Raw genomic sequence first — 12,360 nt, 5'->3', positions numbered from 1 at the left:
GGGCGTTCATCAATTCAGCGTGCCCGCTTAACGCCTCGTCACCTCACACTCCGCTTCCGAGGAGGAACCGCTCCCGCTGTCATCCGTTGGGTGCCCACGGCCCGCGCCGCGGATCTTCGCGCCGGGCACAGCACGAGACAAAAGGAGTGATCTCCATGACCGAACGCATCCTCTTCGTCCTGACGTCCTGCGACGGCTTCGAGGCCGGCGGCGAGACGCGAGAGACGGGCTTTTATATGGATGAGATGGCGGCGCCCTACTGGGCGCTGCGCGACGCGGGCTACGCGGTGGACTTCGCCTCGATCGCGGGCGGCAAGGCCCCGGTGGACCCGATCTCCATCGCCGAAGACGCGGCAGAGCGCCCCGCCGCTGTCACGCGCTTCATGGCCGATGATGCCGCCATGGCCGCGCTTGAAACCACGATGTCGGTCTCCGAGGCGAAGGCCGCGGATTACGCGGCCGTCTTCCTGCCGGGTGGCCACGGCACGATGTTCGATTTCCGCCAGAACTCGGACCTTACGGCGCTGACATCCGCGGCCTGGCAGGGTGGCGCGGTGCTGGGCGCGGTCTGCCACGGGCCCGCCGGGCTCATCGAGGCGGTGGATGCCGAGGGCAAGCCGGTCGTCGCCGGGCGGCGCGTGAACGGCTTCACCGATGCCGAGGAAGAGGCGGTGGGTCTCACCGAGGCGGTGCCCTACCTGCTCGAGACCGAGCTGCGCGCCAAGGGCGCCATCTTCGAGCATGGCGGTGTCTTCGAGGAATACGCCGTGCGCGACGGCCGCCTCGTGACCGGGCAGAACCCGCAATCGGCGGAAGCCGTGGCGCGGCTCATGGTCGAGGCGCTGGGGACGGGGCGCGCAGAAGCCGCCTGAGCCCCCGCGAGAGCCAGACATGATAAAGGCCCCGCCGGATCACTCCGGCGGGGCCTCTTCTTTTGCGTTTTGCGCTTACTCGGCCGCGATGGCGGGCTGATAGCGGCCGTAGAACGTGTCGTTCTTGGCGGCGAGGTCCTTCAGAAGCGCGGGCGTCTCGAAGCGGGGCCCGAACTTGGCCGTAAGCTCCGCCGTCCGCTCCGAGGCGTAGGCCGCGCCGATCATGTCGAGCCAGGAAAGCGGCCCGCCGGACCAGGGCGCGAAGCCCCAGGCCAGGATCGCGCCCACATCACCCTCGCGGATATCCATGAGCACGTCTTCCTCGAGCGCGCGCACGGCCTCGAGCGACTGGATCATGAGCAAGCGGTGCTGGACTTCCAGAAGGTCGGGCTGCTCCTCGGCGACCGGATACTTGGCCGCGAGCCCGGACCAGAGGCCCGTGCGCTTGCCGCGCTCGTCGTACTCGTAGAAGCCCGCGTTGGACTTCTTGCCCAGTCGGCCCTCGTCGGCCATCCAGAACAGGATCTCGTCCACGGCGTCGTCATATTCCGCGCCCATGGCGCCCTTCGTGGCCTTGGCGATCTTGACGCCGAGGTCGATGGAGGTCTCGTCCACGAGCTGGAGCGGGCCGAGCGGCATCCCCACGAGGCGCGCGGCGTTCTCGATGAGCGCGGGCGCGACACCCTCCATGACCATCCGCATCCCTTCATTGATGTAGGGGATGATGCAGCGGTTGCAGTAGAAGAAGCGGGCATCGTTGACGACGATGGGCGTCTTCTTGATCTGGCGCACGTAATCGAGCGCCTTGGCCACCGCGCGGTCGCCGGTCTCTTTGCCCTTGATGATCTCCACGAGCATCATCTTTTCCACGGGGGAGAAGAAGTGGATGCCGATGAAGTTCTCCGGCGTGTCGGAGGCCTTCGCGAGCTCGGTGATGGGCAGGGTGGAGGTGTTGGTGGCGAAGATGCAGTCGGGGCCGACCACCTTCAGCACGTTTTTCGTCACCTCCGCCTTCACGCCCGGGTCCTCAAAAACGGCCTCGATGATGAGGTCCGCGCCCTTGAGCGCCTCGTAATCGGTCGTGGCGGTGATGAGGCCCATGGCGGCGGCCTTCTTCTCCTCGGTGATCTTCTTCCGGCTCACGCCCTTGGAGAAGTAGTCGTCGACATAGGCTTTACCCTTGTCCGCGCTTTCCTGCTGCTGATCGATCAACACGACTTCCATGCCCGCCTGGGCGGAGACGAGCGCGATGCCTGCCCCCATCATGCCCGCGCCCATGACGCCGATCTTCTTGACCTTCTGGTCGGGCACTCCGGGGCGCACAGCGCCTTTTTCCAGCGCTTCCTTGTTGATGAAGAGGGAGCGGATCATGGCGCCCGAAGACGGGTTCATGAGCACATTGGTGAACCAGCGCGCCTCGATCTTGAGCGCAGTGTCGAAGGGCACCATGGCGCCTTCGTAAACCGCCGACAGGAGCGCCTTGGCGGCGGGATAGACCCCGTTCGTGCTGGCGTTGACCATGGCCGAGGCACCCACGAAGGTCATGAAGCCTGCCGGATGGTAGGGCGCGCCGCCCGGATACTTGTAGCCCTTCTCGTCCCAGGGCTTCACGATCTTGGGCTCGGAAAGGACCCACTCGCGGGCCGCTTGGACGGGATCGTCGACCACCTCGTCGATCAGGCCCACGCCCTTGGCTTGCGCGGGCGCGTGCAGCTTGCCCTGGAACAGGATGGGCGAGCCCGCCATGGGGCCGAGCTTCCAGCTCACGCGCGTGGTGCCGCCCGCGCCGGGGAAGATGCCCACCATGATCTCCGGCAGGCCGATCTTGGCCTTGGGGTTGTCGGCGCAGAAGATGCGGTGCGTGGCCATGGGCAGCTCGAGCCCGATGCCGAGCGCCGTGCCCGGGAGCGCGGCCGCGATGGGCTTGCCGCCCTTGTTGGTCTTCGGCTCCATGCCCGCACGCTCGATCTTCCGGAGTAGGCGGTGGATATCCATGATGCCGTTGAAAAGTCCCTCGGCGGGGTTGTCTCCGGCCATCTCCTTCATCTTGGCGATGATGTTGAGATCCATGCCGCCGGCGAAGGTGCCTTCCTTGCCGGACGTGATGACCGCGCCCTTGATGGCATCGTCGCCGAGGACGGTGTCGATCAGCGCTTCCAGGTCGCGGAAGCCCTGCTCGTTCATGACGTTCATGCTCTTGCCCTGGGTGTCCCAGGTGATGATGGCGACGCCGTCGTCGCCCACGTTCATGCTGAAATCAGACATTCTCTGTTCTCCCTGGGATCAGACGCGCTCGAGCACGGTGGCCGCGCCCATGCCGGAGGCGACGCAGAGCGTGGCCATGCCGATCTCTTTGTCCTGCCGCTCGAGCTCGTCGAGGAGCGTGCCGATGATGATCGCGCCCGTGGCGCCGAGCGGGTGGCCCATGGCGATGGCGCCGCCGTTGACGTTGATCTTGTCGTGGTCGGCCTCAAAAGCCTGCATGAAGCGCAGCACCACCGACGAGAAGGCTTCGTTCACCTCGATGAGGTCGAAGTCGGAGACCTTGAGCCCGGTCTCGGCCATGAGCTTCTCGGTGACGGGCACCGGGCCGGTGAGGTTGATCGTGGGATCCGAGCCGATCTTGGCGGTGTAGCGGATGCGCGCGCGGGGCGTGAGGCCCCACTTCTCTCCGAACTCCTTCGAGCCGATGAGCACGGCCGCGGAACCATCCACGATGCCCGAGGAGTTCCCGGCGTGGTGGATGTGGTTCACCCGCTCGAGATGGGGGTACTTGATGAGCGCGACCTTGTCGAAGCCGGGCATGACCTCGCCCTGCTCCTTGAAGGCGGCTTTCAGCGCGCCGAGGGACTGCATGTCGGTGCCGCGGCGGATATATTCGTCTTCCGCGAGGATGGGCAGGCCGTTCTGGTCGCGCACGGTGATGATCGATTTCTCGAAGCGGTTCTCGTCCCAGGCCTGGGCGGCGCGCTTCTGGCTTTCCACGGCGAAGGCATCCGCGTCATCGCGGGAAAACCCGTACTCGGTGGCGATGATGTCGGCCCCGATGCCCTGGGGCACAAAATACTGCTCCATGGCGAGGCTGGGGTCTGCTGCGATGGCGGCGCCGTCGGCGCCCATGGGCACGCGGCCCATCATCTCCACGCCGCCAGCGATATAGGCCTCGCCCGCCCCGGCGCGGACCTGGTTCGCGGCGAGGTTCACCGCCTCCATTCCGCTGGCGCAGAACCGGTTGATCGAGAGACCGGGGATCGATTCATCGAGGTCGGAGCCCAGCACCGCCGTGCGCGCGAGGCAGCCGCCCTGCTCCATGACCTGCGTGACGTTGCCCCAGATCACGTCCTCGACGCAGTGGCCCTCGAGCCCGTTGCGCGCCTTGATGGCGTTGAGCATCTGGATCGACAGCCGCGCGGACGTGACTTCGTGCAGCGCGCCGTCCTTGCGGCCCTTGCCGCGCGGGGAGCGCACGGCGTCGTAGATATAGGCGTCGGTGGTCATGAACCTCTCCTTTGAGCACCGCGGGGGAGGGCCCGCCGCAGGCAGCGTGAATTGCAGCCAACCTAAGGGCTTTCGCAGGGTGACGCGAACGTCACGTGGCGTTACGAAGCGCGGCTTTCAGCCGATTTCAGCCCCGCATGGGTTCAGGCGCGGTCGCTCGGATGCCCGGGCATGAGATCGTAGGGGTGCTTCCAGCCAGGAAGCGCCGCGATGCGCGCGAGCCAGCGGTCGATATTGGGCCAGTGCGCGCGGTCAAAGCCAAAGGGCTCCGGGTAGAAGAGATATCCGCAGGCGGAGATGTCGGCATTGGTGAGCCCGTCGCCTACGATCCAGTCGCGCCCTGCAAGATGGGTGTCGAGGGTGGTGTAGGCGGCCTGGAGGCGGCCCTGAGTGAAGGCGATGACCTCCGCGGGCCGTTTCTCTTCCGGCAGGAAATTTATGAGAAACCGAAGCATGCCCGCCTGGGAGGAGAGCTTGTGATTGTCCCAGAGCACCCAGCGGAGCACTTCGTATTTCTCCTCTGCCGCGCCGCCATGCTTGCCGGTCTTGTCCGTCACCCATTGCTGGATCGCGCCCGATTGCGTGAGGCGGAAATCGCCATCCTCCAGCACGGGCGCCTCGGCCATGGCGTTGAAGGCGCGGTAGCCGTCGGCGCGGGTGGCGCCCCCGAAGAAATCCACCTTCACGGGTTTCCAGTCGAGCCCCGCGAGCTCGAGCGCGAGCGCCGCCTTGTAGGAATTTCCGCTCTCGCCGAAGCAGTGGAGTCTGAGGGTCATGGATATGCTCCCGATGTCACCGGCGGGATCGGGGGTTTCAAATCCCGTCGCCATTCTTGCTTGAACCACTGGCGCAAACATCGGCGCCCCCCCGTGGAGAATTTGAGGCCCAAGGAAGCGGGTAACGGTTCCTTAACCACGTTCTACGAGCATGTGTGCAGGGTACAGGCTGGAGAGTCGATGGCCCTGCCAGTGGAAGCTCCGTTGCCCGACGTGATGCATGAGAGTGCCCCAGCGTCTGGCGGCGGGGTGGACCTCCTTGCGCGGTCCCTCCCTTCCATTGGCCATAAAAACTCCCCCCGGAGGGTCCGTTGGTCGCCGCGCACACGAAAGGCGGCAGCAGCGCGCCCCACGGGCAGTACGTGAAAGCGCGGCGCTTCCCCGGCGGAGTGCCGCGCCTTTCGTCCCGAGAGAGCCGAGCCCAGGCCGGTTGAGGCCACTGGCAGCCACCAGCGCCCCGCGCGCAGCGCGCCACCGAAGGTTCAAGCCAGCGTGAGCTGGCGAAGAAGGGAGGTGGGTGGGCCCATCCTCGGGAAAAGCGCGGCGTCCGTGGAGGAGCGCCGCGCCTTTCGTCCCGTGAGTGAACGTGTCGTCGCTTAGAAGTTCGCGGCCTTCAGCGCCATCACCGTCTCGCCGCCGGTCTGGATGCGGGCGAGGTGGGTGCCGGTCATCTTCAGCGGGCGCGCCATGTAGTAGCGGCCCGTGGCGAGCTTCGTCTCGTAGAATTCGGTGTCGGAGGCACCGCCCTCGAGCGCCGCGTGGGCGGCCTTCGCCATCCGCGCCCACATAAGGCCGAGGGCCACGTGACCGAAGAGATGCATGAAGTCGTAGCTGCCCGAGAGTGCATTGTTGGGGTTCTTCATGCCTTCCTGCATGAAGTACATCCCCGCCGCCTGCAGGTCTTTCGAGGCCGCCTTGAGCGGGTCGAGGAAGTCGCGCTTCAGCGCCTCATTGCCCTCGTTCTCCTTGATGAAGTCCTTGACCATGTCGAAGAAGGCCATGACCGTCTTGCCGCCGTTCATGCCGAGCTTGCGGCCCACGAGGTCCAGCGACTGCACGCCGTTCGTGCCCTCGTAGATCATCGTGATCCGAGCGTCGCGGACGAACTGCTCGAGGCCCCATTCCTGGGTGAAGCCCGAGCCGCCCAGCGTTTGCTGCGCGTTCACGGCCGTCTCGAAGCCCTTGTCGGTGAGGAAGCCTTTGATGACCGGCGTCAGCAGGCTCATCATGTCCTCGGCCTCTTTGTCCTCGAGCCTGTGGGCGCGGTCGAGCATGGTCGAGCCCCAGTATGTCAGCGCGCGGGCGCCTTCCACGAAACTCTTCTGGTCCATCAGGTTCCGGCGCACATCGGGGTGCACGATGATCGGGTCCGCGGCCTTCTCGGGCGCCTCGGCGCCGGTGACGGCGCGGCCCTGGATGCGGTCCTGGGCGAAGCCCAGCGCGTTCTGGTAGGCGATCTCGCCCTGCGCGAAGCCCTGGAGGCCCACGCCGAGGCGCGCTTCGTTCATCATGATGAACATGGCGCGCATGCCCTTGTGCGCTTCGCCGATGAGGTAGCCCGTGGCCCCGTCATAGTTCATCACGCAGGTGGCGTTGCCGTGGATGCCCATCTTCTCTTCGAGGCCGCCGCAGGAGAGCGAGTTCCGCTCACCCAGCGAGCCGTCCTCGTTGACGAGGAATTTCGGCACGATGAAGAGCGAGATGCCCTTCACGCCCTCGGGGCCGCCGGGGATCTTCGCGAGCACGAGGTGGATGATGTTCTCGGCCATCTCGTGCTCACCGGCGGAGATCCAGATCTTCTGGCCGGAGATCTTGTAGGTGCCGTCGTCCTGGGGCTCGGCCTTCGTGCGCATGAGGCCGAGATCGGTGCCGCAATGGGGCTCGGTCAGGTTCATCGTCCCCGACCATTCGCCGGTGGACATCTTGGGCAGGTAGGTTTGCTTCTGCTCCTCGGTGCCGTTGGCGAGGATCGCGGCCATGTTCCCGTGGGAGAGCCCCGGATACATGTTGAACGCCATGTTCGCCGACACCATGGGCTCCATGGCAGCAGTGTGCATGATGTAGGGCAGGCCCTGGCCGCCGTATTGCTCAGGGATGTCCATGGCCATCCAGCCGCCCTCGGCCATCTGGTCATAGGCCTCCTTGAAGCCCGAGGGCACGCGGACCACGCCGTTTTCCAGCCGGCAGCCTTCCTTGTCGCCCGTGGCGTTGAGCGGATGAAGTACCTCCACGGCGAGCTTGCCTGCCTCGGTGAGGACGGCGTCGGTGAAGTCTCGGTCCAGATCGGCGTAGCCCGGCACGTCCTGCTCGGCGATCTTCAGGAGATCATGCAGGATGAACTGCTGGTCTTTCGTCGGGGCGGTGAAGGTCGGCATTGGGGTCTCCCTGAGTGCGTATTTTACTGCGCGGCTTCGGTCTGGGTCATGTCCGCGAGGACTTTGTCGGCCCAGTTCAGCTGCTCACGCAGGTCGTCGATGGCGGAGGTCAGCTCGTCGCGCTGGGCGACCATGCCCTCCAGGTGTTTTTGGGCCACCTCGCGGGTGGCGCGGATTTGCGTCGCCTGGCTGTCGCCGAGGTCATAGAGCGCCAGCAGCTGGCGGATCTCTTCGAGCGAAAACCCGAAGCGCTTGCCGCGCAGGATGAGCTTCAGCCGTGCGCGGTCGCGCTTGGTGAAGAGGCGCTTGGTGCCCTGGCGGATGGGCGACAGAAGTTCCTTGGCTTCGTAGAAACGGAGCGTGCGCGGTGTTACGTCGTAGGTGTCGCACATCTCCCGGATGGTCATGGTTGTCTCGGTCATGGTTCGGGTCTCTCAGCTCTCTCGCATCGCGGCATAGCTGAAGATTCGAAGGTCATGTTACAAGCAAAGGTGACGTGCGCGTAAACATGACGCCGCGTCAGAAATTCCGGGCGATAGCTTCGTACTTTTGCCGCCCCGTCTCGCGCAATTTTCTTCAATCCAAAGCGGTTTGGTCAGTCTTCCGAGGGTCGGGTTTTCCGCACCCTCTCAGGTGCCTGCTGACGCTGGGTCATCGAGTCAGCTCTTTGCGAGGTCGGCCTCGATGCTCGTCTTCAAGCCCTCGAGCTCGCCGATGACCTCGTCGAGTTCGACGCGCTTGGCCTGCAGCTCGCGCAGCTGGCGCTCGGCATATTCCACGAAGGTCGCGAGCTGTTTCTGGCTGCCCTCGTTTTCGTAGATCAGGAGCCACTGCCGCAGGTCCTCGAGCGAAAAGCCCCAGCGCCGCCCCCGGAGGATGAGGGTCATCCGCGCGATCTCGGTGGGCCCGTAGAAGCGCGACCGCCCCTCCCGCTCGGGCGAGAGGAGTTCGATGTATTCGTAGTAGCGAAGCGTGCGCGGCGTGACGTCGAACTTCGCGCACATCTCCTTGAACGACAGGCGTGTCTCGGCCATCGGTCTCCTCCCGCCCCGACGCTATCCCAAGGCCGCGCGATTTCCAACGCCCTCGAGGCTTGCAAAGGTGCGACCCAATGCGAATAGAAGATGCCGCAGCCAAGAGGGAACTCCCATGCCAGCCGACCCCGCGCAGATCGCCCGTCTCTTCATCGAAGCGATCCCCCATGCCAAGGCGCTGGGCATGGAAATCACGGAGATCTCCGGCGGCGTGGCGGAGATCACCATGCCCTATGACGCGCGCCTCGTGGGGGACCCGGCCACCGGCGTCATCGCGGGCGGGGCGGTCTCGGCGCTGATGGATACCTGCGGGGGCGCGGCGGTGATGTGCCACCCCGACCAGCCGGTGGGCACGGCTACGATCGACCTGCGCATCGATTACATGCGCTCGGCCACGCCCGGGCAGGCCATCACAGCGCGGGCGGAATGCTATCACATGACCCGCGCGGTGGCCTTCGTGCGTGCCTCGGCCTTCGACGACAATCGCGCCGAGCCCGTGGCCGCGGCCACGGGCGCCTTCACCGTAGAGCGCAGCCGATGATGCGCCAGCCCGAGAAGGTGCAGGTCGTCAAGCAGCGGCGCGACGCGCTCCTCGGCGCGCTCGTGGGCAACATCCCCTATCTCGAGTTCATGGGGATTGGCTTTGACCGGCGTGGCGACGAGCTCACCGGCGTGCTTGCCTACGACGAAAAGCTCATCGGGAACCCGATGCTGCCCGCGCTCCATGGCGGGGTGACGGCGGCCTTCCTCGAGGCCACGGCGGTGGTGACGCTGAGCTGGGCCACGCTTTGGGACGATCTGGAGGCAGGCGTGATCGAGACCGACGACCCCGCGCGGATCACGCTGCCGCGGCTTCCCAAGACCATCGATTTCACGGTGGATTACCTCCGCTCGGGGCTGCCGCGCGACGCCTATGCCCGCGCGCGGATCACGCGGCGGGGGCGGCGCTATGCCAGCGTGCAGGTGGAAGGCTGGCAGGACAACCGCGAGCGGCCCTTCGCCCATGCCACCTGCCATTTCGTGATGCCCCGAAAGGATGGCTGAGACCGCCGCGCCGGAGGCCGTGACCCACGGCCGGGTGCTCAGGATCGCGGTGCCGGTTGTGCTCTCGAACGTCACGGTGCCACTCCTCGGGATCGTGGACACCGCCGTCGTGGGCCAGATCGGGGAGGCCGCGCCCATCGGCGCCGTGGGCCTCGGCGCGGCGATCCTGACGACGCTCTACTGGTTCTTCGGGTTCCTGAGGATGGGGACGACGGGCCTCGCGGGCCAAGCGCTGGGGCAGGGCGATGCAGGCGAGGTGGATGCGATCCTCTCCCGCGCGCTCCTCATCGCGCTGGGCGCGGGGCTTTTGCTGATCCTACTGCAGGCCCCGCTCTTTGCGCTGGCGCTCCGCGTGGCGCCCGCCACGCCCGCCGTGGAGGCGATGGTGGCGAGTTATCTCGCGATCCGCATCGTCACGGCGCCGGCGGCCATCGCTGTCTTCGGCATCAATGGCTGGCTCATCGCGGCGGAGCGGACGCGCGCGGTGCTCGCGCTCCAGCTCGTCATGAACGGGCTCAACATCGCGCTGAGCGCGTGGTTCGTCCTCGGCCTCGGCTGGGGCGTGCCCGGCGTGGCCGCGGCCACGGCCATCGCGGAGGTCGCGGGTGCCGCGCTCGGGCTCTGGTTTTGCCGCGCGGTCTTCGCCCGGCCCCATTGGCGCGAGCGTGCGCGCCTCTTGGCGCCGGTGCGCCTCGCGCGGCTCCTGGCCGTGAGCACCGACATCACCATCCGCTCTGTCTTTCTCATGGCCGCCTTCACGAGCTTCATCTTCCTCTCGGCGCGGTTCGGGGAAGTGACGCTGGCGGCCAACCAAGTGCTGATCCAGTTCCTCTTCGTGGCGAGCTACGGGCTCGACGGGTTTGCCTTCGCGGTGGAGGCGCTGGTTGCGCGGATGCTGGGCGCGGGCCGTGCGCGGGCCCTGCGGCGGGCGGTGGTGCTTTGCGGGATCTGGACCTTTGGCACGGCGGCGGTGCTGGCGCTTGGCTATGCCGCGTTCGGCGGGGCGATGATCGACACGATGACCACCGCGCCGGATGTGCGCGCGGCGGCGCGGGACTTCCTGCCCTGGCTCGTGGCGATGCCGCTCATCGCGGCGGGCTCTTTCCTGCTCGACGGGGTCTTCATCGGGGCCACGCGGACGCGGGAGATGCGCAACATGATGGCGCTCTCCTTCGCGGCCTACCTCGTCGCGGTTCTGGCGCTGCTCGAGCCCTTGGGCAATCACGGGCTCTGGGCGGCGATCGTCGTGCTCTTCGTGGCGCGGGCCCTGACGCTCATGCTGGTCTACGGCCGGGTGGAGGCATCGGCGGCCTCCGGCGGAGGGGTGTGAGGACAGACGAAGCGGGCTCAGGTGAGCCAGCGGTCGCGATCGGTGCCGATGGCGCTTTCAAGCGTCGCATGGCCGTCGCGCGCGAGAAGCGCATCGAGGCCCTGCGTGATCTCGCCCACGAGCCCGAGGCCGCGATAGATGAAGCCGGTATAGAGCTGCACCGCCGAGGCACCCGCTTTGATCTTGGCATAGGCGTCTTCGGCGCTCGAGATGCCGCCCACGCCGATGAGCGGGAGGTCGGTGAGCGCGGAGAGGCGCGCGAGGACGCGGGTGCTTTTCTCGAAGAGCGGCGCGCCGGAGAGGCCACCTTTCTCATGGGCGTGTTTCGAGGCGAGCCCCGCCCGGTCGAGCGTCGTGTTGGTGGCGATAATGCCGTCGAGGCCGGCCTCCTCGGCGATGCGCGCGATATCCTCGAGCTCGCGCGCCTTCAGGTCCGGCGCGATCTTCAGAAGGACAGGGCAGGGGGTGACGGCGCGCGCGTCCATGACGCCCGCGAGAAGCGCGCGGAGTGCGTCGGCCCCCTGCAGGTCGCGCAGTTTCTCGGTGTTGGGCGAGGAGATGTTGACCGTGCAGAACGCCACATGCGGCGCGCAGCGATTGAAGACAGTGACGTAGTCCCGCGCGCGGTCCGCGCTCTCCTTGTTGGCGCCGAGGTTGAGGCCCACGGGCACTGCGCCGACATAGGCTTCCAGTCGGGCGGCGATGGCCTCCATCCCGTCATTGTTAAAGCCGAAGCGATTGATGGCTGCACGGTCCTCGCTGAGGCGAAAGAGGCGGGGCTTCGGGTTGCCGGGCTGGGGCAGAGGCGTTGCGGCGCCCACTTCGATGAAGCCCAGCCCCGCGCGCGCCAGCGGTGCCATGGCCTCCGCATTTTTGTCGAAGCCCGCCGCAAGGCCCACGGGATTGGAGAAGGAGAGGGGGCCTACCCGGCTGGCGAGGCGTGGGCTGCGGGTCGCCTTGGCCGGGGGGACGAGGCCCACGCGCAGGGCCTTGAGCGCGAGGTCATGGGCGCGCTCGGGCTCGAAGCGGTGGAGAGCCGCCAGCGCGGCGCGGTCGACGAGGCGCAAGGGTCAGGCCTCCTCCGCGAGCTCGGGCAGCTCTGGGAAGGCGTGACCCGCCTCCGTCTTTGCGAGTGGCGCGGTCCAAGCCACCTCCGCCCGGGCGAGCGCGCGGTAGAGATGGGGAAAGAGCGCGTCCCCGCGCGACACTTCCCACTTGAGGTCCTGCCCAAGGGACGCGGCCTCCACCGCGGCGAGCACGAGATCCCCCGCCTCCGCGAAATGCTTCGCAGCCGTCTCGCGCACCTGGGCTGCGGTTGAAAAGTGGATGAAGCCATCGGCCCGGTCGATGGGCGCGCCCGCGGTGCTGCCCGCATGCTCGAGCTGCGCCCATTCTTCGGGCAAGAAGATTTTATAGATCAGCATCAGGGGC

At 66.8% G+C, this 12,360-nt stretch carries 12 protein-coding genes; 4 read left to right on the top strand and 8 right to left on the bottom strand.

The window, feature by feature from the left end; translation table 11 throughout:
• The first annotated feature begins 155 nt into the window (after positions 1-155).
• On the top strand, positions 156-872 hold the full coding sequence (locus AAFM92_08625) for a type 1 glutamine amidotransferase domain-containing protein (GenBank protein ID MEL7300430.1): 717 nt from the start codon (positions 156-158) through the stop codon (positions 870-872).
• Between the two features lie 75 nt (positions 873-947).
• On the opposite strand, the gene AAFM92_08620 is transcribed toward AAFM92_08625, so the two are convergent.
• The 6 genes from AAFM92_08620 to AAFM92_08595 all read right to left on the bottom strand — a co-directional run bounded on the left by AAFM92_08620 (position 948) and on the right by AAFM92_08595 (position 8,555).
• Complete coding sequence (locus tag AAFM92_08620; GenBank protein MEL7300429.1) at positions 948-3,137, bottom strand: 3-hydroxyacyl-CoA dehydrogenase NAD-binding domain-containing protein; 2,190 nt, start codon at positions 3,135-3,137, stop codon at positions 948-950.
• 18 nt (positions 3,138-3,155) lie between these two features.
• Positions 3,156-4,370 carry an acetyl-CoA C-acetyltransferase gene (locus AAFM92_08615; protein MEL7300428.1) on the bottom strand — a complete coding sequence of 405 codons (1,215 nt, stop codon included), beginning with the start codon at positions 4,368-4,370 and terminating at the stop codon, positions 3,156-3,158.
• Between the two features lie 143 nt (positions 4,371-4,513).
• Positions 4,514-5,146: a glutathione S-transferase family protein gene (locus AAFM92_08610; protein ID MEL7300427.1), complete on the bottom strand. Its 633-nt coding sequence runs from the start codon at positions 5,144-5,146 to the stop codon at positions 4,514-4,516.
• Between the two features lie 596 nt (positions 5,147-5,742).
• The gene (locus AAFM92_08605; GenBank protein MEL7300426.1) at positions 5,743-7,521 is read right to left on the bottom strand and encodes an acyl-CoA dehydrogenase C-terminal domain-containing protein; all 1,779 of its coding nucleotides are present in this window, start codon (positions 7,519-7,521) and stop codon (positions 5,743-5,745) included.
• A gap of 23 nt (positions 7,522-7,544) precedes the next feature.
• Complete coding sequence (locus AAFM92_08600; protein MEL7300425.1) at positions 7,545-7,943, bottom strand: MerR family DNA-binding transcriptional regulator; 399 nt, start codon at positions 7,941-7,943, stop codon at positions 7,545-7,547.
• Between the two features lie 237 nt (positions 7,944-8,180).
• A complete protein-coding gene (locus tag AAFM92_08595; GenBank protein ID MEL7300424.1) occupies positions 8,181-8,555 on the bottom strand; it encodes a MerR family DNA-binding transcriptional regulator in 375 nt (124 codons plus the stop codon).
• A gap of 115 nt (positions 8,556-8,670) precedes the next feature.
• Between AAFM92_08595 and AAFM92_08590 the strand changes: the two genes are divergently transcribed.
• The 3 genes from AAFM92_08590 to AAFM92_08580 are packed head-to-tail and all read left to right on the top strand — an operon-like array spanning position 8,671 to position 10,929.
• Positions 8,671-9,096, top strand: a complete 426-nt coding sequence (locus tag AAFM92_08590) for a PaaI family thioesterase (GenBank protein MEL7300423.1) — start codon at positions 8,671-8,673, stop codon at positions 9,094-9,096.
• The gene (locus tag AAFM92_08585; protein ID MEL7300422.1) at positions 9,093-9,599 is read left to right on the top strand and encodes a hotdog domain-containing protein; all 507 of its coding nucleotides are present in this window, start codon (positions 9,093-9,095) and stop codon (positions 9,597-9,599) included. The genes AAFM92_08590 and AAFM92_08585 overlap by 4 nt, the downstream gene beginning before the upstream one ends.
• Entirely contained in the window at positions 9,592-10,929 is a 1,338-nt protein-coding gene (locus AAFM92_08580; GenBank protein ID MEL7300421.1) for an MATE family efflux transporter, read from the top strand. Before AAFM92_08585 ends, AAFM92_08580 begins: the two co-directional genes overlap by 8 nt.
• 17 nt (positions 10,930-10,946) lie before the next feature.
• On the opposite strand, the gene AAFM92_08575 is transcribed toward AAFM92_08580, so the two are convergent.
• On the bottom strand, positions 10,947-11,996 hold the full coding sequence (locus AAFM92_08575) for a quinone-dependent dihydroorotate dehydrogenase (protein ID MEL7300420.1): 1,050 nt from the start codon (positions 11,994-11,996) through the stop codon (positions 10,947-10,949).
• 3 nt (positions 11,997-11,999) lie between these two features.
• Positions 12,000-12,353: a DUF952 domain-containing protein gene (locus AAFM92_08570; GenBank protein ID MEL7300419.1), complete on the bottom strand. Its 354-nt coding sequence runs from the start codon at positions 12,351-12,353 to the stop codon at positions 12,000-12,002.
• Between the last annotated feature and the right edge of the window lie 7 nt (positions 12,354-12,360).

This window comes from Pseudomonadota bacterium, assembly GCA_038533575.1.
In the GTDB taxonomy this organism is placed as follows: Bacteria; Pseudomonadota; Alphaproteobacteria; order Rhodobacterales; family Rhodobacteraceae; genus Shimia_B.
The sequence above is the reverse complement of the archived record's forward strand: the minus strand, read 5'-3'. Positions and strand labels throughout refer to the sequence as shown.

Coding starts and splice junctions, on each gene's coding strand:
- AAFM92_08615 (MEL7300428.1), bottom strand. CDS start 4,370: ATGACCACCGACGCCTATATCTACGACGCCGTGCGCTCCCCGCGCGGC.
- AAFM92_08595 (MEL7300424.1), bottom strand. CDS start 8,555: ATGGCCGAGACACGCCTGTCGTTCAAGGAGATGTGCGCGAAGTTCGAC.
- AAFM92_08570 (MEL7300419.1), bottom strand. CDS start 12,353: ATGCTGATCTATAAAATCTTCTTGCCCGAAGAATGGGCGCAGCTCGAG.
- AAFM92_08600 (MEL7300425.1), bottom strand. CDS start 7,943: ATGACCGAGACAACCATGACCATCCGGGAGATGTGCGACACCTACGAC.
- AAFM92_08590 (MEL7300423.1), top strand. CDS start 8,671: ATGCCAGCCGACCCCGCGCAGATCGCCCGTCTCTTCATCGAAGCGATC.
- AAFM92_08625 (MEL7300430.1), top strand. CDS start 156: ATGACCGAACGCATCCTCTTCGTCCTGACGTCCTGCGACGGCTTCGAG.
- AAFM92_08620 (MEL7300429.1), bottom strand. CDS start 3,137: ATGTCTGATTTCAGCATGAACGTGGGCGACGACGGCGTCGCCATCATC.
- AAFM92_08585 (MEL7300422.1), top strand. CDS start 9,093: ATGATGCGCCAGCCCGAGAAGGTGCAGGTCGTCAAGCAGCGGCGCGAC.
- AAFM92_08610 (MEL7300427.1), bottom strand. CDS start 5,146: ATGACCCTCAGACTCCACTGCTTCGGCGAGAGCGGAAATTCCTACAAG.
- AAFM92_08580 (MEL7300421.1), top strand. CDS start 9,592: ATGGCTGAGACCGCCGCGCCGGAGGCCGTGACCCACGGCCGGGTGCTC.
- AAFM92_08605 (MEL7300426.1), bottom strand. CDS start 7,521: ATGCCGACCTTCACCGCCCCGACGAAAGACCAGCAGTTCATCCTGCAT.